This window comes from Enterobacter sp. Lyrl_3 (genome assembly GCF_051948675.1).
Lineage (GTDB): Bacteria > Pseudomonadota > Gammaproteobacteria > Enterobacterales > Enterobacteriaceae > Enterobacter > Enterobacter cloacae.
Window position 1 is genome coordinate 1 of sequence record NZ_JAYJLI010000023.1, and the last position, 22,783, is coordinate 22,783.

Below are 22,783 nucleotides of genomic sequence, written 5' to 3' on the forward strand. Positions count from 1 at the left end.
GCGTGGCGAATGCCGAAGCGGGCAACACCGTAACCGTGATTATTGGCGGCAACAGCTACACCGCGACGGTGCAGAGCGATCTGAGCTGGTCCGTGAGCGTGCCGGAGTCGGTCCTGACCGCGCTGGGCAACGGCGATTTAACGGTATCAGCGACCGTCACCAACGGCCACGGCAACACCGGTACGGGCGAACGCGATATCACCATCGACGCCAACCTGCCGGGTCTGCGTGTGGACACCGTGGCGGGCGACGATGTGATCAATAGCATCGAACATGGTCAGAACCTGATTGTCACCGGCTCCAGCGACGGGCTGGCGGCGGGCACAACGCTCACCGTGACCCTGAATGGCAAAACGTATGCGGCTTCCGTGCTGGCAGATGGTACATGGAGCGCGGCGATCCCGGCTGCAGACGTCGGGGCGCTGGCTGCTGGTACGGTCACCGTCACCGTTGCAGGCCAGAGCGCAGCAGGCAACCCGGTGACCATCAGCCATGACGTCACGGTCGATCTGACCGCGGTCGCCATCAGCATTGACACCATCGCCACCGACGACGTGATTAACGCGGCGGAGAAAGGTGCGGATCTGGTGCTCTCCGGTAGCACCAGCAACGTGGAAGAAAACCAGACCGTTATCGTCACCTTTGGCGGCAAGTCTTATACCGCCACCGTCGATGCAGACGGCAACTGGGCCGCCACCGTACCGTCCGCGGATCTCGCGGGCCTGAAAGACGGCGATGCCAGCGTGCAGGTGAGCGTCACCAACGCGCACGGCAACAGCGCGTCCGCAGGGCGTGAGTACAGCGTAGATGCCACCGCGCCAGGCGTCACCATTGATACGGTTGCTGGCGATAACGTCATAAACGGCAGCGAAGCATCCGCTGGTGTGACTGTCTCCGGCACGACCACGGCAGAAGCCGGGCAGACGGTTACCGTGACGCTGGGCGGCAACAGCTATACCGCCCAGGTACAACCGGGCGGCACCTGGAGCGTCAGCGTACCTTCCGCCGATCTGTCCGCACTGGCTGATAATGGCTATACGGTGCAGGTGAGCGTCAGCGATACGGCGGGTAACCCGGGCAGCGCGAACAAAGCGATTACGCTGGATACCACACCGCCGACCGTCAGCTTTAACGTGGTGGCGGGCGATGATGTCATCAACAGCGTGGAACATGCGCAGGCGCAGATCGTCAGCGGCACGTCCACCGGCGCGAACGTAGGCGATAAGGTCGTCATCACCTTGGGTTCAAACCAGTACACCACCACCGTTGATGCCAGCGGTAACTGGAGCGTGGGCGTACCGGCGGGCGTGATTTCTGCGCTCAATGACGGCACCGTGACCCTCAGCGCAACCATCACCGACAGCGCGGGCAACAGCAGCACCCAGACCCACGACGTGGTGGTCAATACCGCCTCCGTGGCGCTGACGGTTAATACCCTCAGCGGCGATGACGTAATCAACGCAGCAGAAGCCGCTACGTCTCTGGTGATTAACGGCTCCAGTGCCCAGTTTGCCAGCGGCACGGTGGTGACCGTGACCCTGAACGGCAAGAGCTATACGGCCACCATTCAGAGCGACGGCAGCTGGAGCACCACCGTACCGGCAGCCGATGTGGGTGCGCTGGCCGATGGCGCGAACTATCAGGTAGCGGTTTCGGCGCAGGACAGCGCGGGCAACAGCGCTTCGGCAACGCACAGCATCAGCGTGGACACCACTGCGCCAGTGGTGAGCATTGCAACGCTGTCGGGCGATGACGTGCTGAACGCAGCGGAAGCGCAGCAGCCGCTGACCGTGCACGGCTCCTCCAGTGCAGAGGCGGGCCAGACCGTCACCGTGACCCTGGGCGGCAAAACCTACACTGCAACCGTGGCGAATGACGGCACCTGGACGCTGGATGTTCCGGCCACTGACCTGGCTGCACTCAGCCAGGGCGCGCTGACGGTGACCGCGTCGGTCAATGACAACGCCGGTAATAACGGCCAGACCACGCACACCTTAACGGTGGACACCGTTGCGCCGACCGTCACCATCAGCACCGTGGCCGATGACAATATCGTCAACAACGCCGAGCAGCTGGCCGGCCAGACCATCCGCGGCACCACTACGGCGGAACAGGGCCAGACAGTGACCGTCTCCTTTAACGGCCACAGCTATCAGGCAACCGTCGCGGCAGACGGTACGTGGTCGGTCTTCGTACCGGGCCGAGATTTCCTTGGCCTGAGCGACGGGGATTACACCATTACCGCCTCGGTGAGCGATAAGGCGGGCAACCCGGGCAGCGCCACGCACGACGTGACGCTGAACGGCGATGTACCGACGATCGTTATTAACACCTTTGCCCAGGACGACATCGTCAGCGCCGCCGAACACGGTACGCCGCTGGTGATCAGCGGTACTACCGACGCGCCAGCGGGCCAGACGGTGACGGTGACCCTGAACGGCAAGTCCTATACGACGACCGTGCAGAATGACGGCAGCTGGAGCTATACGCTCGGCAGCGCAGATGTTTCCGCGCTGGCAGACGGCGGCGCGTATGTCATTAACGCGCAGGTGAGCAACACCATCGGCAACACCGCCAGCGACAACCACACCGTTACCGTGGATCTGACTGCGCCATCGATGGGGATCAGCATTGATTCCCTGCAAAACGACACCGGTCTGAGCGCGAGTGATTTCATCACCAACGACAGCCAGATTATCCTCAACGGTTCCCTGACCGCGCAGCTCGGCAACAACGAGAAGGCGCAGATCAGCCTGGACGGCGGGGCCACGTGGAGTGATCTGAGCGTCACTGGCACGACCTGGCGCTACACCGATAGCCGCACTCTGACGGACGATATGTACCAGTACCAGGTACGGGTGATCGATAACGCGGGCAACGTGGGGGCAACGGACAGCCAGGACGTGGTGATTGATCTGACCGCGCCTGTGGCAACGAGCATTACGGTTGACTCCATCTCCCAGGATACCGGTCTGTCCGACAGCGACTTTATTACCAGCGATACGCAGATCAGCCTGAAAGGGACGCTGGGGGCGGCGCTGGGCAGCGGTGACCACGTCCAGATCAGCCTCGACGGCGGCCAGAACTGGACCGATGTTAGCGTCAGCGGTTTGAACTGGACCTATGTGGATGGCCGTACGCTGGCCGACGGGGATTACAACTACCAGCTGCGCGTCATTGATGATGCGGGGAATATCAGCGCTACCGTAAGCCAGGTAGTGACCATCGATACCGTTGTGCCGGACGCCAGCAAAACGATCGCTATCGACAGCATCAGCGATGACACCGGCCTGAGCAGCAGCGACTTTATCACCAGCGATACCTCGCTGACGCTGCACGGCTCGCTCGGCGCGACGCTGGCCGACGGGGAATATGCCCAGATCAGTATCGACGGCGGCGTGACCTGGCAGAACGTGATTGTCACTGGCAACAGCTGGTACTACGTGGATGGCCGCACGCTGGCTAACCAGACCTACGACTACTACGTTCGCGTGGTGGATGCCGCGGGTAACGTGGGTGCCAGTGCTCATCAGCAGGTCACCGTCGACACGGTGGCCCCGGATGCGGCGATTACGGTGAGCGTGGATAACATCACCGTGGATACCGGCTTCGACAATAACGACTTCCTGACCAGCTCGACATCCTACACCCTGCACGGCACGCTCGGTGCTGAACTGGGAGCGGGTGAGTACGTTCAGGTGAGTATGGACGGCGGCACTACCTGGGTCTACGCCACCGTGAGCGGCACGCAGTGGAGCTATAACGACACGCGCACGCTGACCGACGATAGCTACAGTTACCAGGTACGTGTTGTCGACCAGGCGGGGAACGTCGGGGCTACCACGTCGCAGGTGGTAACGGTGGATACGCAGGCGCCGCAGTACGGCGTCACTATCGACAGCATCAGCGACGATACCGGACAGTCCGGCAGTGATTTCATCACCATGGACACCACGCTGACCATTAACGGTTCGCTCGGTAGCGCGCTGGCAGGCGACGAGCGCGTGCAGATCAGCCTCGACGGCGGGAATACGTGGGTTGACACCACGTTCACCAACCAGCGCTGGAGCTACACCGATACCCGCGATCTGGATGACGGGAACTACACCTACCAGGTGCGGATTATCGACCAGGCGGGTAACGTTGGCTCCACCGCGTCGCAGGTGGTGACGGTCGATACTACGCCGCCAACCACCGTGGGTACCGTGGTGAGCTACACCGACGGTGAAGGCGAGCGTCAGGGCACTTACGGTACGTCGGTGGCGACGGATGATACCTCACCGCTGATCAACGGCACGCTGAACCGCGCCCCGGACGACGGTGAAATTGTGCAGCTCTATCGCGACGGCATTCTGCTTGGTCAGGTAACCATGAACGGCAGCGCCAGCTGGTCCTTCCAGGACAACGGCCTGAGCGATGGCAACCACACCTACATTGTGCGCGTCACCGACAAAGCCGGTAACTACACGGAATCGGACGGGTTTGTGCTGAACGTCGATACCAGCGTGCCGACCACCACGGCGGCAATTACCGCCCAGACCACCTCCGATACCACGCCGATTGTCAACGGTACGGTATCCGCAGACCTGGTGAACGGTGAATATCTGGTGGTGACGGTGAACGGGAAAACCTACACCTCCCAGACCGGCGGTGCGGTCGTGGTCGACCCGGAACACAACACCTGGTATCTGCAGATCCCGGACAGCGATGCGCTGGGCGTGGCGAGCTATAACGTCACCGCTCAGGTGAAGAGCAGTGCGGGCAACGGTAATACCACCGGTATTGCCAACGGCAGCCTGGTGATTGATACCACCACCGTGAATACCGACTGGGCGACCACGGCGGGTAACCTGAATAACTCGACCATGACCGTCGGCACGAACAGCAGCGGCCTGTGGAATATCATTGCTAACGGCCAGTCTTACTCCAGTAGCGATAGCTCCACTTATGCGGGTAATGCGCTGACCAACACGCGTTCCTACTACGTGGTCAGCCAGACGGCCGCAGACTTTGACCGAAACGGCACACAGGATGTGTTCGGTACTGAAACCGGCTACGCAGGCTCCACGCAGGTCATGTGGACCTACGATGGCAGCACCTATAACGCCAGCCAGCTGGCGATGGGGACCACCATCTGGTACGGCGGCGTGGTGGCGTACGACAAAAACGGGGATGGTTACCTGGATCTGGCGTACGGCGATGCGGGTATGGACTCATTGACCTATCTGGTGAACAACAACGGCGTCCTGTCGCCGGATGGCACCGGCGGTGAAGGTGGGTTCTACGGTCAGTTTGACTCTGGACGTGAAATCTCCGGTGTCGACCTGAACAATGACGGCACCGTAGACATTGTGCAGCACACCAACCGCAGCAGCGCGTACTCGTTAACGGTGATTAATAACAACGGCAACGGCACGCTCTCCATCGGCCAGAACCTGACCAACGTGTTTGTCGCGAACGCCTCGAATACCACCACAGCAGCCTCCATGACGTGGGCGGACTTCAACGGCGATGGCTACATGGATCTATACCTGGGCAGCAGCTACAACAACACCGGCGGGGTGATCTACTACAACAACGGTGCAGGGCAGCTGTCCACGACCAAGAGCGCGGTAGAAGCTTCTAACGCCACGGCGGGGTATCTGTCGGTGGCGGTGGACTGGAACGGTGACGGGCAGATGGACATCATCAAGCTCAGCACCTACGGCGCGTCACAAACCGCAACCCTGTTCACCAACAACGGTTACGGTTCCACCTGGACCTCGAGCCAGCTGGCGTCTGGGCTTGCCAACGTCACCGGCGTGGCTGCGGTGGATTACAACTGGGACGGCGCACAGGATCTGCTGGTGTCGCAGCAAAACGGCAAGGTGGTGCTGGTGCAAAACAGCAAAACCATTGCCGACGGCACCGCGATGCACCTGCACATTGTCGACAGTGAGGGTATCAACGCTTACTACGGCAACACGGTCAATCTGTATAACGCCGCGGGTGTGCTGGTGGCCTCGCAGATCATCAACGCCCAGTCCGGTATCGGCTCGAACGATACCTCTGCGCTGGTGAGTTTCTACGGGCTGGATCCGAATGAGACCTACTCGGCCGAGATCGTCAAGATCACTAACGGCGTGTCGGATAACGTCACCTGGAGCGGCCTGGAGGCGGGCAACGGTAAGGAGGGCTACGTGCTCACTGCCGAAGCGGCCACCGGCGGCCACAGCGGAACGATTACCGGCACCGGGTATAACGACAACTTTATCGCAGAGGACGGCACCTATACCTATAACGGTTCCGGCGGCTGGAATACCCATTCCGACTATGACACCTGGAGCAACACCGGTGGGATGGACGTGGTGGATTACCGTAACGCAACGTCCGGCATTACCGTTGATTTACGTCTCTCCACGGCGCAGGACACCGGGTTTGGCACCACGCGGTTGTTGAACATTGAAGGGATCAACGGCTCGGACTTCGACGATGTCATTACCGGCAACAGCGGTGATAACCAGTTTGAAGGCCGGGGCGGAAACGACACCTTCAATATCGGCAGCGGCGGCCACGACACGTTGCTCTATAAGCTCATCAACGCGTCGGATGCCACGGGTGGTAACGGTCACGATGTGGTGAACGGCTTTACCGTCGGCACCTGGGAAGGCACGGCGGATACGGACCGTATCGACCTGCGCGATCTGCTCTCCGACAGCGGTTATACCGGCACGGGTTCGGCGAGCTATGTGAACGGGGTGGCAACGCTGGACAGCAGCGCGGGGAACATCACCGATTACATCCGCGTGGTGCAAAACGGCAGCAATACCGAAATCCAGGTTGACCTCGACGGTACGGGCGGTCAGTTCTCGCCTACCACGCTGGTGACCCTGAACGGCGTCCAGACGGATCTGGCGACGCTGCTGGCCAATCATCAACTGTTAATTGCGTAAAACCCTGCCGCGGGGAGCGATCCCCGCGGCCTTTTGCGTTTCTTTAGACGACTTACGTTAACCCGGAGATTATGAAGACACATCCACAGTACGAACCCTGGTTGCAGGGCATGCTCACCATCGCGAAGCACTATCGGCTGGATTTTTCGGCGGAGCATGTTCGGGTCACGATTAACCATGAAAGCCAGTCCCCGCGCCAGCTGGTGCTGGAGGAGATGGCGCGCCAGCTTGGGCTTGGGATGCGTAAGGTGGAAGCAGACGCCGTCTCCCTCGACCCGTGGCGTTTACCGCTGCTGGCGGAGTTCACTGGCGGACAGATCGCGGTTATTAACCGCATGGACAACGACGGCAACGTCAGCCTGCAGTTCAGCGGCGATGGCGGGCTGGAGACAACATTAACGCGGGAAGCGCTCGGCGCACGGCTGAAAACACTGCTGGTGTTGCGCCCGCTCGAATCCACGCCGGATGCCCGCGTGGATGATTACATTAAACCCTATGAGAAAAACTGGTTCTGGCAGCTGGCGCTGAAAGACTGGCGACGCTACAGCGACATCATGCTGGTGGCGCTGGTCGCGAACGTGCTGGCGCTCTCCGGCATGGTCTTCTCCATGCAGGTGTACGACAGGGTGGTGCCGTCGCAGTCTGAAGCCACGCTGTGGGTACTGTTTGGCGGCGTCATGCTCGCCATCGTGTTCGAATTCATTATGCGTATGCTGCGCGTGCATATTTCGGATGTGGTGGGTAAGCGGGCGGATCTGCGGATCTCCGAGCGGGTGTTTGCTCACGCGCTGCGGATCAAAAACGGCGCGCGCTCTAAATCGACCGGGTCGTTTATCGCCCAGATCCGCGAGCTGGAGTCGGTGCGCGAGCTGATTACCTCCACCACCATTGCGGCGATTTCCGATCTGCCGTTCTTCCTGCTGTTTGTGTTCATTCTGTGGATGATTGGCGGTCCGCTGGTGCTGGTGGTTCTGCTTGCTGTGCCGCTGCTGCTGATCCCGGGCCTGCTGGTACAGCGCCCGCTGGGAAAACTCTCCAGCGAAGGGATGCGCGAATCCGCCATTCGTAACGCCACCCTGGTGGAGGCGGTGCAGGGCATTGAGGACATCAAGCTGATGCGCGCCGAACAGCGTTTTCAGAATCAGTGGAATAACACCAACGATGTGGCGGCCACCGTCGGAATGAAACAACGCTGGCTGACCGGACTGCTCCTGACCTGGACCCAGGAGGTACAGTCGATTGTTTACGCGGTAGTGTTGCTGGTGGGGTGCTATCTGGTCATCAGCGGCGACATGACCACCGGTGCGCTGGTGGGGACCTCGATTCTGGCCTCGCGCACCATCGCGCCGCTCTCACAGATTTCGGGCGTGCTGTCCCGCTGGCAGTCGGCGAAGGTGGCGAGAAAGGGGCTGGACGACCTGATGCAGCGCCCGATTGACGATCCTCAGCAGGGTAAAAAGGTGCATAAAGCCCATCTGCGCGGGAACTATACCCTCGACGAGGTGGGATTCTGGTACGACGACGAGGAAAAACTGACCGTGCTGCACATCAGCAAATTGCAGATCCGCGCCGGCGAACGGGTGGCGGTGCTGGGGCGCAACGGCTCCGGCAAAAGTACCTTACTGCAGCTTCTGGCCGGGATGCAGGAACCGCAGCAGGGAAGCATTCTGCTGGATGACATTGCCTTAAATCATCTCGACACCGCCGATGTGCGCCGGGATATGCAGCTGCTCAGCCAGCAGGCGCGGCTGTTCTTTGGCTCTGTGCGCGACAATATCCTGATGGGCAACCCGCTTGCTACCGACGAGGAGATCCATCAGGCGCTGGTGAACAGCGGTGCGCTGGAGTTCGTGCGTAAGCAGAAAATGGGGCTGAACTACCTCATCAATGAAGGGGGGGCCGGGTTATCCGGCGGCCAGCGACAGGCGCTGTTGCTGGCGCGCGCCCTGATCACGTCGCCCAATATTCTTCTGCTGGACGAGCCTACCGCCTGGCTGGATGAGATGAGCGAAAAGCAGTTCATTCAGCACTTACAGCAATGGCTGGGCAAGCGCCGGACGCTGGTGGTGGCAACACACCGGCTGCCGATTCTGGATCTGGTTGACCGCATCATCGTGCTGGAAAACGGCAAAGTGGTGATGGATGGCCCGCGCGACGCGATCCTGCGTCAGCACGGTATGGCGCCGCAAAAGGCAGCGCAGCGTACCGTGACCATGAAACCGGCGGCCGTGGCCGAGGAGGGAATGGCATGAATGATCTATCCCGCTATAACAGCCGCCTGAAAGAGCCGCGCCTGCCGCGCTCAACGTGGGTGGCCTGGTCGCTGTTCGCGCTACTTGCGGCGTTTATCGCCTGGGCGAGTCTGTTCCAGCTTGATGAAGTCACCACCGGCAACGGCAAAGTGATCCCGTCTTCTCACGAGCAGGTCATTCAGTCGCTGGAGGGGGGCATTATCCATAGCCTGCTGGTGCGCGAAGGTGACATCGTTGAACGTGGGCAGCGGCTGGCTCAGCTTGACCGCACCAAAACAGAATCCAGCGTGCTGGAAAGTGAGTCTCGTCTGAATGCCGCGCTGGCCACGGCTGCGCGCCTGAAAGCGGAAGTGAACGACACGGAACTGACGTTTCCGGAAGAGCTGGATGACGACGTTGAACTGGTCAAACAGGAAACGGCGCTCTTCCAGTCCCGTCGCGAAAGCCTGGAAAAAGGGCTGGCCGGTTTGCGTCAGGGGGCTGAACTGGTCCAGCGCGAGCTGTCGTTAACCCGTCCGCTGGTCACTCAGGGGGCGGCGAGCAAGGTGGAGGTGTTACGTCTGGAGCGGCAAAAAAACGAGCTTGAGAACAAAATCACCGAAATGAAAAACCAGTATTACGTGCGCGCCCGTGAAGAGCTGGCGAAAGCGAATGCGGAGATCGAAGCCCAGCGCTCGGTCATGAAAGGGCGCGAGGATTCCCTGACCCGTTTGACCTTCAACGCGCCGGTGCGCGGGATTGTGAAGGACATCGACGTCACCACCGTCGGCGGGGTTATCCCGCCCAATGGGAAACTGATGAGCCTGGTGCCTCTTGACGATCAGATGGTGGTTGAAGCGAAAATTTCACCGCGTGATGTGGCGTTTATCCACCCCGGACAAAAAGCGCTGGTGAAAATCACCGCCTATGACTACTCGATTTATGGTGGACTGACGGGCGAGGTGACCATGATTTCACCCGATACCCTTCAGGATGAGGTCAAAAGAGACGTGTACTACTACCGCGTCTATATCCGTACTGACAGTAACCACCTGACCAATAAACAGGGCAAGGAATTTCCGGTGTTTCCGGGGATGATTGCGACGGTGGATATTAAAACGGGCAGTAAATCCATTCTGGATTATCTGCTGAAACCACTCAATAAAGCGAAAGAGGCGTTGCGGGAACGCTGACGAACAGAAAAGGGCGCTCGGGAAACCGAACGCCCCAGGATTATACCGGGGAGGTTACGTCACCCCTCTGGCGCCGCTCCTTCGGAACCACGTTGATGTAATGCGTGACATAGGCAAAATATAAACCGGCATAATTTTCGACGAGCTGCATAAATGCAGGATAAATGGTCATGCGGCCATCCCCTCTGTCTTTAAGATAACCTGCCTCTTGCGCGGATTTAATTATGCGCGCCACGTGGATACGTGAGACAAAAAACGCTTTCGCCAGCGTGCCGGGCGAATAATCAATTATCGCGCCATGTGCGGTTTTGTTTTTAATGGCCTGCAAATATAAATACAGCATAATCATTCGCCCTCCATCCTTATCAATAAATAACCCCACTTCCGGTAACACGGCTTTGAAGGTTAATCCGCGAAACAGATACTCAGCCGCCCGGCGGAAAAAGTTATTTCTCAGAATATCGTTATCTAACAGGTTAAGGTCGATGTTAAATGTCGGGTAAAGAATACTGACGGGTATAAATGCGCCGCTCATGTAACGTTTTAGTTCATCCAGTCCTTTTTGCGTGGGGGCGATGCGCGTCTTTCGGCGATCCTCCATACAGCGCCAGGTCTTAATCCGCCCGGTAGTTCTCAGTAAGGTGATGATAGCAATAACGCTGTTGGGACTGGCGATTTTGTATCGCGAACATAATGCTTTTATCTCTGAAACAGATTCGGCCTGATTGCCGAATATAAAACAACACATGGCAAGAATAATATTGAATCGTGATTCCTGGAGCATTGTTTTGTAGAACAAGGGTTGTTTTTTATAGATGCTGTCATTGATTTTGTAGTGTTCTATTATTGCCTCGCTAAACCGCGGGTTGTTCTTAATAACATCCCTTCGATGTAGCAAGGCCCTGGATGAGATATGATTATCCATAGCATTTTCTCTTTTTGAGCAAGCCGACGTAATGAAGTGACCAGACTTCTTTTTCGGAATTTTCATTATACCTTGCGGGGAAAACATTTTCCGTCGTTATTTGCAAAGATTGTTATATTTGCACAGCATATGGATCCAGGCGGTGATTAACGCAAAGATGTTGCAGGACGAGACGTTGATAACGGTTTATTAACCTACGGGGGTAAGATAAAATTAACCTGTTACGCAGGTTATATTCAGGCTTGTGACATTTCCGCATGTTTTTAGTCTCGATGTGCTGGTCATTATTGACCAGGGCAACGGTGTTTTTGTACCCAGGAGCGCATTATGATTCAAAACAATTCTCACAATAATCATGATTGTCATGCACAGGAATTTGTTATTTCAGCCTGCAGTTTTACGTTCCAGGGGTACCGTCTGTTACTGAAAGAGCAGGGAGGAGTGGCGTCACAGGTACGTTTTGAGGATGACGTCGCAAATCGGGAAGATGTCTACACTATTATCAAAAATCAGGACGCTAAAATTACGGTCTTTCTCGGGGAAGAGATCGTGGATCTTTTGCAGAGCCTCAGGCACCTTGCCGATCTTCTTAACACGCTTCCCGTCATCCGCCCGGTCACTCTGTATGGCAATATACCTGACAGTTGGCTGTACAGGACCTTGCGTAGTTTATTGAATAACAATCAAAAATTATCTCTGATCCGCATCGCCAACAGCGGCGATATTATTGCGCGTGTCCAGAAAAAAAGCGACGCATGCAGGGACAGATCTCGCTCATTGCAGGATCATCATGCGGACTGTAGCTTTAAAGATCGTCAAAAAGGGCTCACAAACAGAGAACTCGATGTCTTATTAAATTTCTACCGGGGTATGTCGGTAAATAAACAGTGCAAAAAATTTGGGCTGACGAATAAAACGGTATATACACATCGCAAGGCCGGTTTAAGAAAGCTGCAATTAATCCAGTTGTGGTATAAAAATTCTCAGGGTTTTTCTGCACCAGGGAGTGGGGAACGGCAGGGGAAAATAGAATCACTGTCCAGTACTGAGGTGGATGTCTTTAATGCGCTGCTTAAAAGGGAGATATTTCCTGCGTATCAAATCATCACCGATAAAAATAAAAAGGGTGTGGGGTTTGAGATTTTATTACGCTGGAACAAGAACGGTAAAATTATCAAGCCTGCCCATTTTCTTACCGGGGTGAAAAATCGTGAGCTATGGTTGAATATCACGGCGCTGGTGCTGCATGCCGCTGTTTCTGGCATCAACAAATATAACGGGAAATATTATTTTTCGGTGAATATACCGCCGGAACTCGCGGCAGGAAATGCCTTGCCCGAGATGGCCAAAAAAGCCATCAAGATGCTGCTCAAACCCCAGTGGTCCGGGAACCTGGTCTTTGAATTTGCTGAAGATATTGATGTGACCAAAGATAAAACCATCCCAGAAACCATGCGTCGCCTGCGCAGTACGGGGTGTCGGTTATTCCTGGATGATTGCTTCTCCAGCCATCAAACCATGTTTCCGGTGAGGCAGGTTCATTTTGATGGTTTAAAGCTTGACCGGGATATCGTCGGAAAGTTTGTCGCTAATGACAATGATTACAAACTTATCAAAGCGATTCAGATATACAGTGACATGACCGGCAGCGAATGTATTGCAGAGGGGGTGGATAGCGAAGAGAAATTTGAAAAGCTGGTGGCGTTAGGCGTAAAAAGTTTCCAGGGATATTATCTTTCCCGCGCCGTGAAGGAAGAGGAGTTAGATCGCATGGTAAGATTGTTTAGCTAATAAAAATAAGGCCCCGTGGGGCCTGAGATTATTTACGGCCGAGTAACAGGCCCAGAACAATACCCACTGCACCAGCCGCAATCAGGCCGGTTAACGGGTTATTTCTGACTGCCTCAGTGACATCAGAAACGGCATCACTGGCCTGCGCAGCATATTTTCGTGCTGCCCCTTTCACCTGATGTTTAGGGGAGTCAACGAATTCACCAAACTGCTGCTGAGCAGAGCCCGTCAGTTCGTCGAGTTTATTTTTGGCTTTATCACCAGCATACTGTGCGTTTTTATCAGCGTCGAAATCAGACATTGTTACCTCCTTTTGTGGATAATTAAAGGATAGCCGCTATTTCAACATCTGAGAGCCGTAATGCGGATTCTGGCGCGTTTTAGGATATGTCTCCCTTCGCGCCGCCTTACTCGTCAGACTCGTCTTTGCCGTAAAACAGTTTGCCAATTTTGATGAGAGGACGCCCCTGCGACTTACGGTGAAGGTTGCTGTCACGCAGGGAATATACGCATCCGCAGTACTCCTGCTGATAAAACTGTTCGCGCTTGCTGATCTCAATCATCCGCGACGATCCGCCTTGTTTGCGCCAGTTATAATCCCAGTAGACCATGCCCGGATAGTGGGCTGCCGCGCGCTGACCGCAGTCGTTAATCTGCTGCATATTCTTCCAGCGCGAGATGCCAAGGGAGCTGCTGATCACACTGAAGCCATTTTCCGCCGCGTATAACGCCGTGCGTTCGAAACGCATATCGAAACACATGGTGCAGCGGATCCCACGCTCAGGCTCCCATTCCATCCCTTTTGCGCGTTCAAACCAGTTGTCCGTATCGTAATCCGCATCAACAAAGGGCACGCCGTGTTTTTCCGCAAAACGAATATTCTCTTCCTTACGGATGAGGTACTCCTTTTGCGGGTGGATATTGGGGTTATAGAAGAAGATGGTGTAATCAATGCCCGAGGACTGAATGGCCTCCATTACCTCGCCGGAGCAGGGCGCGCAGCAGGAGTGCAGCAGCAGTTTGTCAGCGCCGTTTGGCAGGGTAAGCTGAGGACGAATGAAGGGGGCTGTGCTCATGGTATTCAACAATATGTTAATGAAATTTATGGAATTGTAGCATAGAGCCCGCACAGCCGGGATCTCTGCACAGTGCGCGCCGTTTACCCGGCAAATTTCAGCAGCGCTTCTCCATCCAGGCGATAGCGCACCCACTCGGACTGCGGGAGCGCGCCAATGCTCAGATAGAAGTCGATTGCCGGCTGGTTCCAGTCCAGTACGCTCCATTCCAGACGACCACACTGGCGTTTTACGGCGAGCTGCGCGATATGCTTCAGCAAGGCTCTTCCCGCGCCTTTACCGCGATAATCCGGGGATACATACAGGTCTTCCATATAGATACCGTTGCGGCCAAGCCAGGTTGAATAGCTGGTGAAGAACACGGCATAGCCAGCGATCTTACCTTCATACTCCGCGATCAGCGCTTCGGTTTTACTGTCTGCGTCAAAGAGGGTTTCGCGGATCTCGTCCGGCGTGGTGATCACTTCTTCCGGTGCTTTTTCATAGACCGCCAGCTCATAGATCATGGCGTAAATGGCCGCCGCATCCTCGGGGCGGGCCTGACGAATAGTAATGCTCATGGTATTTCCTGCATGTTTTGCGATTGATGGCGCTAAGCATACGGAGTATTGTCCGAAGAATTAAGTGCAATGAAATCAACAAATGATGAATATTATGCATCCGGCCCTGAGACGCCTTGATTTAAACCTGCTGCCCGTTTTCGACGCCATTTACCGTCACCGTTCGGTTCGCCTGGCCGCCGATGAGTTAGCGATGAGCACATCGGCACTGAGCCATGCACTGTCACGTTTGCGAACGACGCTGAATGATCCGCTATTTTTCCGGGAAGGGCATCGCATGTCACCCAGCGTGTATGCCACACAGCTCGCGCCGTCCATTGCATCTGCTTTGTCGTTTCTTAATCATGAGCTTACCCCGCAGCCGGAGTTTGAAGCGGCCAAAAGTAGCGAGAGCCTGCACATTGCGATTACAGATTTTACCGCGCTTTGCATTTTCCCGGCCCTGATGCACACGTTGAAGGATGCCGCGCCGGGTTTGCGTTTTGAACTGCGCTATCTGCCACACAGCCCCGCGCTGACGGAGCTGCTGGCAGGCGAAGTGGATCTGGCGCTCGGTTTCAGCACGGCCGAGGAGATCCGCCATCCTGAACTGGAGGAGATAAGCTGGTTTGAAGATGAGTATGTGGTCATCAGCAACGCAAGCCGGACGCGTCTGACGCTGGAGGATTATCTCGCGGCCCGCCATCTGGTGGTCACCCCCTGGAATGAGAAGCAGGGCGTGCTGGATTTACGGCTGGAGGAGTTGGGCTATACCCGGCACATTGCGATCAAAACCCCGTCAATGCTCAGCGCGCCGTTTATCGTTGCGCAAAGCGATCTGCTGATGGCCATTCCCCGGTATGCAGCCGAAAAGCTGAAGGCGGCAGTGAATATCAACATTTTTACCTTACCGTTCGCCATTCAAAAATTTGACGTGAAAATTTACTCCCATAAACGCAGCGGTCAGCGGGGCGCAACCCGCTGGCTGAAAGAAGAGTTGCAAGCGCTGGCGCAACAGGGTGATAAATGATTAATGAATATATTGTCTGAAATATGAACGCGCGCCTGCCGCAAGTCATCGGCAGGCACGCGGGGGCCGTAACTGATAGGGGTTCAGTTGGTATCTCAGTAAAATATATGTTAAGCATGCGGTCCCTGTAACAGGGGACAGCGGATCCAAAAGTTAACTTATTAAATGATTAGCTATCGCGGGGCACTCTTATTATCAAAGGGGTTGTCTCAAATCCGTGCGGGCATTTGCGCGCATTGCAATGCTCAGCGTATGAGCAGTCCTCAGAATCCAGGTTTTTATTAAAAGGACAGGCCATTTTGTTTTTTATTTCGTCCCACAGGTTCTCATTGTATGGCGAGACGTTATAAAGGGATATTTGGTTGAACACCCCATTTACAAAAATTCCATTTTTTGTTGTATGTATTCTGTCTCCGGGCAAAAGATAGATGTCACTTTCGTACCAAATTATTAATCTTAATAATTTCAAACCAACAATGTGCGAATAAACGATTCCTGTGTTAGGGCAAATGACAGAACTTAATACTCGCCACGACATCATACTCTTCTCCATAAGATATTTTTACCTGGATTTAGGTTTAGCACGTGATCAGACATCGAACAATGTTGTAACTCATTGATATTGATCGTTATTTTAAAGTTTTTTGATTTTTCTCTATATATAACAATGGCTTGCGCAATATGGTTTCGATAATTATTTTGAATTATATATCTTACATCAAAGAGGAGTGGTTTGATTTTGACCGTTTACAGGTTCTGAACGCCAAAAAATAAGATTTCGTAGAAGCCTTTATTATTAAGGAAAATTTAATCATGGCGGAAACCATTTCATTTCAACCTGTTACCAGGTTTAAGGTTTAGAAGGTTTTTTGAATTATTATCAATGCTGCTTATCGATTCCAGCGAATAAAGGGTACTGGTGACGCTTTTTTTTGGCTTAGCCATAGAAAATGGCTTAATTCGAATGTTGAGGCCAGCATTTCAAAGAGAAATTATTCAGAATTACTTATGTATGATAATGCGCTTCAAGAGCCTGATAACCCTATGAAAGCTGTTGTTTACATAATGTTGCTTTAAGGGGTACCATACCCCCCTATAGTATCAGGAGGCCGTATGCCGCACTCACCCGAAGATAAAAAACGTATCCTCACTCGCGTTCGTCGCATTCGGGGCCAGGTTGATGCCCTTGAACGCGCGCTGGAGTCGGGCGACCCCTGTCTGGCCATCCTGCAGCAAATTGCCGCCGTGCGCGGTGCTGCCAATGGCCTGATGGGCGAAATGGTCGAAATTCACCTCAAAGATGAGCTGGTAACGGGGGAAACCACGCCGGATCAGCGAGCCGTGCGCATGGCAGAAGTCGGCCATTTACTGCGCGCTTATCTAAAATAAACCCACACACCACACAATAAGGGAAGACACTATGAAATCTCGCGCAGCCGTCGCATTTGGCCCTGGCCAGCCGCTCAAAATCGTTGAAATTGACGTTGCTCCGCCGAAGAAGGGCGAAGTGCTGATCAAAATTACCCATACCGGGGTGTGCCATACCGATGCCTTTACGCTGTCGGGCGACGATCCGGAAGGCGTTTTCCCGGCGGTGCTCGGCCATGAAGGGGGTGGTGTGGTGGTGGAAGTGGGCGAAGGCGTGACCAGCCTGAAGCCGGGCGACCACGTAATCCCGCTCTACACCGCAGAATGCGGCGAGTGTAAGTTCTGTAAATCCGGTAAGACCAACCTCTGCCAGGCGGTTCGCGCCACCCAGGGCAAGGGGCTGATGCCGGACGGTACCACCCGTTTCTCCTACAACGGCGAGCCGGTTTACCACTACATGGGCACCAGCACCTTCAGTGAATACACCGTTTGCGCGGAGATCTCACTGGCGAAGGTGAACCCGCAGGCGCCGCTGGATAAAGTCTGTTTGCTGGGCTGCGGCGTCACCACCGGGATTGGTGCAGTACACAATACGGCGAAAGTGAAAGAGGGCGACACCGTGGCGGTGTTCGGTCTTGGCGGGATTGGTCTGGCGGTGATTCAGGGCGCGGTCCAGGCGAAGGCCGGGCGGATCATCGCGGTGGATACCAACCCGGAGAAATTCAAACTGGCGGGTGAAATGGGCGCGACCGATTTCGTGAACCCGAAAGATCACGAAAAACCGATTCAGGAGGTCATTGTTGAGATGACCGACGGCGGCGTGGACTTTAGCTTCGAATGTATCGGCAACGTGAACGTGATGCGTTCCGCGCTTGAATGCTGCCACAAAGGCTGGGGCGAGAGCATTATCATCGGCGTGGCCGGTGCGGGCCAGGAGATCAAAACCCGTCCGTTCCAGCTGGTAACCGGGCGCGTATGGCGTGGCTCAGCGTTCGGCGGCGTGAAAGGGCGCACGCAGCTGCCGGGGATGGTTGAAGATGCGATGGCCGGGAAAATCCAGCTTGATCCATTCATTACCCACCGTTTACCGCTGGAGCAGATCAACGAGGCGTTCGATCTGATGCATGAAGGTAAATCCATTCGTACCGTCATTCATTTCGGCGACAAGTAACTATTACGCCAGCGGTTTTTCGCCGCTGGCGTTTCTTTAATAATCTTCTCTAAAGTGTGACCAGTGCGGCGTTTTTAGCCGTAATCTAAATCTCAGCCGTGCCGATGACTATTTAACAGGCGTGTTTTTACGCATCTTACCTACAAGAGAGTCGACGGTCATGGACAACACTACTTCGATGCCAGCGCAGCGCAAGCTGGGCTTCTTGCATCACATCAGGCTGGTTCCGCTGTTTTCCTCCATTCTCGGTGGCATTATTCTGCTATTTGCCTTGAGCGCAGGTCTGGCGGGGTATTTCCTTTTACAGGCCGACACCGATCAGCAGGATGTCACGTCTGAAATTCAGGTGCGTATGGGGCTGTCGAATAGCTCAAACCATCTGCGAACCGCGCGTATCAATATGATCCACGCCGGGGCGGCGAGCCGTATCGCGGAAATGGATGCGATGAAGCAAAACATCGCTGAGGCGGAAAAACGGATCAAGCAGTCTCAGGAAGGGTTTAATGCCTACATCAATCGCCCGGTTCGTACGCCTGAGGATGAAGCGCTGGATGCCGATCTGAAAACACGCTATGACGCCTATATCGCAGGCCTGCAGCCGATGCTTAAGTTTGCAAAAAACGGCATGTTTGAAGCCATCATTAACCATGAAAACGAAAGCGCCCGCCCGCTGGATGACGCCTACAACGCCGTGCTGCTGAAGGCGATAAAGATCCGCACCGAGCGCGCGAACGCCCTGACGGTTAAGGCACACAGCCGCACCCAACTGGGCTTGATGTTTATGGTGGGCGCGTTTGCCCTGGCGCTGGTGCTGACGGCCATGACCTTTGTCGTGCTGCGTCGCACGGTGATCACCCCGCTGCAGCGCGCCGCGAAACGCATTGAAAATATCGCCAAAGGCGACCTCACCATGCCGGACGATATGGCCGGACGCAGCGAAATTGGCCGCCTGACGCGCGACCTGCAAACCATGCAGCACTCGCTGGAGAATACCGTCGGTACCGTGCGTCAGGGGGCGGAAGAGATCTATCGTGGCACCAGCGAAATCTCCGCAGGCAACACCGATCTCTCTTCCCGTACCGAGCAGCAGGCGGCTGCCATTGAGCAGACGGCGGCCAGCATGGAGCAGCTCACCGCAACGGTGAAACAGAACGCCGATAACGCGCACCATGCCAGCAAGCTGGCGGAAGATGCCTCTGGTAAAGCCAGCCGTGGCGGCCAGATGGTCTCCGGGGTGGTTAAAACCATGGGCAATATCTCTACCAGTTCGAAGAAGATCTCTGAAATTACCGCCGTGATTAACAGTATCGCCTTCCAGACCAATATTCTGGCGCTCAACGCGGCGGTAGAAGCGGCGCGTGCGGGTGAGCAGGGGCGCGGGTTTGCCGTGGTGGCAAGCGAAGTTCGTACTCTGGCAAGCCGCAGTGCGAATGCCGCCAAAGAGATTGAAAGCCTGATCAACGAATCCGTTTCGCTGATTGACCAGGGCTCGGGTGAGGTCGTCGCCGCCGGTAATACCATGAATGAAATCGTCGAAGCGGTTAAACGCGTCACGGACATTATGCTGGAGATCGCTGCCGCGTCTGATGAACAGAGCCGTGGTATTGAGCAGGTGAGCCAGGCGATTTCTGAGATGGATAAAGTGACCCAGCAGAACGCCTCGCTGGTGGAAGAGGCTTCCGCCGCGGCGGCGTCGCTGGAAGAACAGGGCGCGCGTCTGACCGAGGCGGTGGGTGCGTTTCGACTGAGCGGCGCGAAGCAAGGCCGGGCGGCAACGTTTGCGCCAGTGGCGAAGAATGCGCCGCTGCGTCCGGCGGCAGCGGTTTCCGGGGATAACTGGGAGACGTTCTGAGTAGCGTGTTGTGTCGGGTGGCGGCTTCGCCTTACCCGACCTACAAATAAAAAGGGACCTTTCGGTCCCTTTTTTCATCGCTTACTTTTTATCGGGTAACGCATACGCGATAACGTAATCACCGCGATCCGGTGACTGGCGGGCGCCGCCAGCGTTAATGACGATGTACTGTTTACCGGTTTTCGGTGAAACGTAGGTCATCGGCCCGGACTGGCTGCCGACCGGCAGACGGTCTTTCCAGATCTCTTTTCCGGTGGCGGTATCGAACGCGCGCAGGTAGAAATCCTGAGTGCCGGCAAAGAACAGCAGGCCAGACTGGGTGGAGAGCGACGCGCCAAGGGTTGGCATCCCGATAGGGATCGGCATATGCATGCGAATACCCAGCGGGCCGGTATCTTCCACGGTGCCCACCGGCACCTGCCACACCAGCTTGCCGGATTTCAGGTCAACCGCGGACATCGTGCCAAACGGCGGTTTCTGGCACGGAATACCCAGCGGTGACAGGAAACGCTCGCGCATGGCGCCGAACGGCGTGCCGTCCATGGGCACAATACCCATCTCAATCCCGCTGGCGTCTTTCGCCACGCTGGCACGCGGTACCATGTAGTTGGCCAGACCCAGGCGCATATCGTTGACGAACATCAGCCCGTTGTTCGGATCGACTGAGACGCTGCCCCAGTTCATCCCGCCCAGTGAGCCAGGGAACTGCAGGGAACGATCGAGACCCGGCGGGGTAAAGACCCCCTGATGGCGCATCTCTTTAAACTGAATGCGGCACAACAGCAGGTCGACAGGCGTCGCGCCCCACATATCGGACTCGGTCAGGGTCTGGTTGCCAATCATCGGCATACCGACGGAATACGGCTGTGTCGGGGAGTAGCGTTCGCCCTGCACGTTACCCGCCGGGACCGGCCGTTCTTCCACTTTCGCCACCGGTTTGCCGGTTTCGCGGTTGAGCATAAAGATCATGCCCTGTTTACTGGTCTGCACCAGAACCGGCGTGGTTCCGCCTTTACCGTCTGGCAGATCGTACAGCAGCGGTTGAGAAGGCAGATCGAAGTCCCACAGGTCGTGATGGGTGGTCTGGAAATGCCAGCGGACCTGGCCGGTGGTGGCGTCAACGGCAACGATGGAGGAGCTGTATTTATCATCCAGCGCGGTGCGTTCTCCGGCCCAGAAATCTGGCGTGGCGTTACCGGTTGGCAGGTAAATCAGGTTCAGTTTTGCGTCATAGGACATTGCAGACCAGACGTTCGGTGTACCGCGCGTGTAGGTCTGGCCTTCCGGCGGCAGGCCGGTCAGGTTCGGATTACCCGGATCCCACGCCCAGGCCAGTTTACCGGTATGAACGTCATAGGCGCGCACCACGCCCGGCGGTTCGCCGGTGGAGAAGTTATCCGCCACGCGTCCGCCGACCACCACCACGTTTCCTGCCACCAGCGGCGTGGAGGTTTGCTGATAGTAGCCCGGTTTTATCTCACCCATACCCACGCTCAGATCCACGGTACCTTTGTCACCAAAGTCTTCGCAGGCTTTACCGTTATCGGCGTTGATGGCAATCAGGCGGGCATCGGTGGTGGGCAGGAACAGACGGCGCGGACAGGCGGCGGGCTGCGCATCTGTCTGTGACGTTGTCACTTTTTGTGAATCTTCAAAATAGCCCAGCCCACGGCAGCGCTGCCAGTTCGGGGCCGTGGCTTTGGCGTCGTAACGCCACTTCTCTTTCCCGGAATCTACATCCAGCGCCAGCACTTTGCTGTACGGCGTACAGACGTAGAGCGTGTCGCCAATCTGCAGCGGCGTGTTCTGGTCTTCCGCACCGGAGCCGTTGCTCTGGGGGATATCCCCGGTATGGGCAACCCACGCGACTTTCAGCTCGTTAACGTTCTGCTTGTTGATCTGGTCGAGGGCCGCAAAACGATCCCCGTGGGTGGTATTACCCCAGTGTTCCCAGTTCTTCTGCTGTTCGCCAGCCGCGACCGGTTTCACCGGCACCGGCTCATTCGCCGCCACCAGCGTTTGGGGTTTAAACATCCAGCCCAGGCTGACAAGCATTGCCACGGCGAGCAGCGCCGCCACGCCAAAGGCCGGGCCTTTTTTCACCGGCGTCGCACGGTTTGCCGCACGCAGGAACGGCCAGACGAGGGCACACAGGAATGCCAGAACCGCAAAGGTGAAGAGGCGTGAGAAGAGCGGCCAGAAATCCCAGCCGGCATCGCTTACCGCCCAGAACAGCGACGCGATAAACGCGATGCCATACAACACAATCCCGCTGCTGCGGTTGATGAAAATCAGGATCGCGGCAATCACCATTACCACGCCCATGATCAGGAAGTATCCACTTCCGCCTACGGTGACGAGTTTAAAACCCAACCCGCCAACGGCCAGACCGACGATCGCCATCAGTCCGGCAAGGAGCCACTGCAGGATACGGGGTATCCCACGTGGCGCGCTGCCAAATGCCATCTCTTTCTCCTTAAGATCCCCCGCTGCTCAGCACGACAACGTGCCGGAAGTGTACCAGGTGGGTAATAAATGCAGTGGGAATAATGATTAATACGCTTGAATTCGGGGTTGATAAAACACTTACGAACCATTTGGTGAATTCGTCGCTATGATAAAACTGTTAAATTGTTTTGCGCAATTGTTAATAAATGATTTCGCATTAAATGATT

General features: G+C 55.9%; 14 protein-coding genes. 8 read left to right on the plus strand and 6 right to left on the minus strand.

Annotated elements, in window-relative coordinates; genetic code table 11:
• The 3 genes from VF709_RS22805 to VF709_RS22815 form a co-directional block, all read left to right on the plus strand.
• The coding region (locus VF709_RS22805) for a beta strand repeat-containing protein (protein WP_440232352.1) at positions 1-6,932 on the plus strand (6,932 nt) is incomplete at its 5' end.
• Positions 6,933-7,003: 71 nt separating this feature from the next.
• Entirely contained in the window at positions 7,004-9,184 is a 2,181-nt protein-coding gene (locus VF709_RS22810) for a type I secretion system permease/ATPase (RefSeq protein ID WP_149896392.1), read from the plus strand.
• On the plus strand, positions 9,181-10,356 hold the full coding sequence (locus tag VF709_RS22815) for an HlyD family type I secretion periplasmic adaptor subunit (RefSeq protein WP_028027873.1): 1,176 nt from the start codon (positions 9,181-9,183) through the stop codon (positions 10,354-10,356). Before VF709_RS22810 ends, VF709_RS22815 begins: the two co-directional genes overlap by 4 nt.
• 40 nt (positions 10,357-10,396) lie before the next feature.
• Here VF709_RS22815 and VF709_RS22820 read toward each other — a convergent pair whose 3' ends face one another.
• Complete coding sequence (locus tag VF709_RS22820) at positions 10,397-11,281, minus strand: MarR family transcriptional regulator (protein WP_440232354.1); 885 nt, start codon at positions 11,279-11,281, stop codon at positions 10,397-10,399.
• Positions 11,282-11,608: 327 nt separating this feature from the next.
• On the opposite strand from VF709_RS22820, the gene VF709_RS22825 reads away from it, so the two are divergent.
• Entirely contained in the window at positions 11,609-13,072 is a 1,464-nt protein-coding gene (locus tag VF709_RS22825) for an EAL domain-containing protein (RefSeq protein WP_149896391.1), read from the plus strand.
• A 28-nt stretch (positions 13,073-13,100) separates the two neighbouring features.
• Here the strand turns inward: VF709_RS22825 and VF709_RS22830 are convergent, their stop codons facing one another.
• The 3 genes from VF709_RS22830 to VF709_RS22840 all read right to left on the minus strand — a co-directional run bounded on the left by VF709_RS22830 (position 13,101) and on the right by VF709_RS22840 (position 14,708).
• On the minus strand, positions 13,101-13,373 hold the full coding sequence (locus VF709_RS22830; RefSeq protein ID WP_013096686.1) for a DUF883 family protein: 273 nt from the start codon (positions 13,371-13,373) through the stop codon (positions 13,101-13,103).
• A 106-nt stretch (positions 13,374-13,479) separates the two neighbouring features.
• Positions 13,480-14,148 (minus strand): epoxyqueuosine reductase QueH, encoded by a 669-nt coding sequence (locus VF709_RS22835; RefSeq protein WP_149896390.1) that lies wholly within the window; start codon positions 14,146-14,148, stop codon positions 13,480-13,482.
• An 83-nt stretch (positions 14,149-14,231) separates the two neighbouring features.
• Entirely contained in the window at positions 14,232-14,708 is a 477-nt protein-coding gene (locus tag VF709_RS22840; protein ID WP_149896389.1) for a GNAT family N-acetyltransferase, read from the minus strand.
• A gap of 82 nt (positions 14,709-14,790) precedes the next feature.
• Between VF709_RS22840 and VF709_RS22845 the strand changes: the two genes are divergently transcribed.
• Positions 14,791-15,717 carry a LysR family transcriptional regulator gene (locus VF709_RS22845; protein WP_149896388.1) on the plus strand — a complete coding sequence of 309 codons (927 nt, stop codon included), beginning with the start codon at positions 14,791-14,793 and terminating at the stop codon, positions 15,715-15,717.
• 169 nt (positions 15,718-15,886) lie between these two features.
• On the opposite strand, the gene iraM is transcribed toward VF709_RS22845, so the two are convergent.
• Entirely contained in the window at positions 15,887-16,270 is a 384-nt protein-coding gene (iraM, locus tag VF709_RS22850) for an anti-adapter protein IraM (protein ID WP_306295019.1), read from the minus strand.
• 560 nt (positions 16,271-16,830) lie between these two features.
• On the opposite strand from iraM, the gene VF709_RS22855 reads away from it, so the two are divergent.
• The 3 genes from VF709_RS22855 (at position 16,831) to VF709_RS22865 (ending at position 20,108) form a co-directional block, all read left to right on the plus strand.
• Positions 16,831-17,106, plus strand: coding sequence for a metal/formaldehyde-sensitive transcriptional repressor (locus VF709_RS22855; protein ID WP_013096678.1), 276 nt, complete (start codon positions 16,831-16,833; stop codon positions 17,104-17,106).
• Between the two features lie 31 nt (positions 17,107-17,137).
• Complete coding sequence (locus VF709_RS22860; RefSeq protein ID WP_023619503.1) at positions 17,138-18,256, plus strand: S-(hydroxymethyl)glutathione dehydrogenase/class III alcohol dehydrogenase; 1,119 nt, start codon at positions 17,138-17,140, stop codon at positions 18,254-18,256.
• Between the two features lie 160 nt (positions 18,257-18,416).
• Positions 18,417-20,108 (plus strand): methyl-accepting chemotaxis protein, encoded by a 1,692-nt coding sequence (locus VF709_RS22865; RefSeq protein WP_149896387.1) that lies wholly within the window; start codon positions 18,417-18,419, stop codon positions 20,106-20,108.
• An 81-nt stretch (positions 20,109-20,189) separates the two neighbouring features.
• On the opposite strand, the gene VF709_RS22870 is transcribed toward VF709_RS22865, so the two are convergent.
• Positions 20,190-22,574, minus strand: coding sequence for a glucose/quinate/shikimate family membrane-bound PQQ-dependent dehydrogenase (locus VF709_RS22870; RefSeq protein WP_149896386.1), 2,385 nt, complete (start codon positions 22,572-22,574; stop codon positions 20,190-20,192).
• Positions 22,575-22,783: the final 209 nt, after the last annotated feature.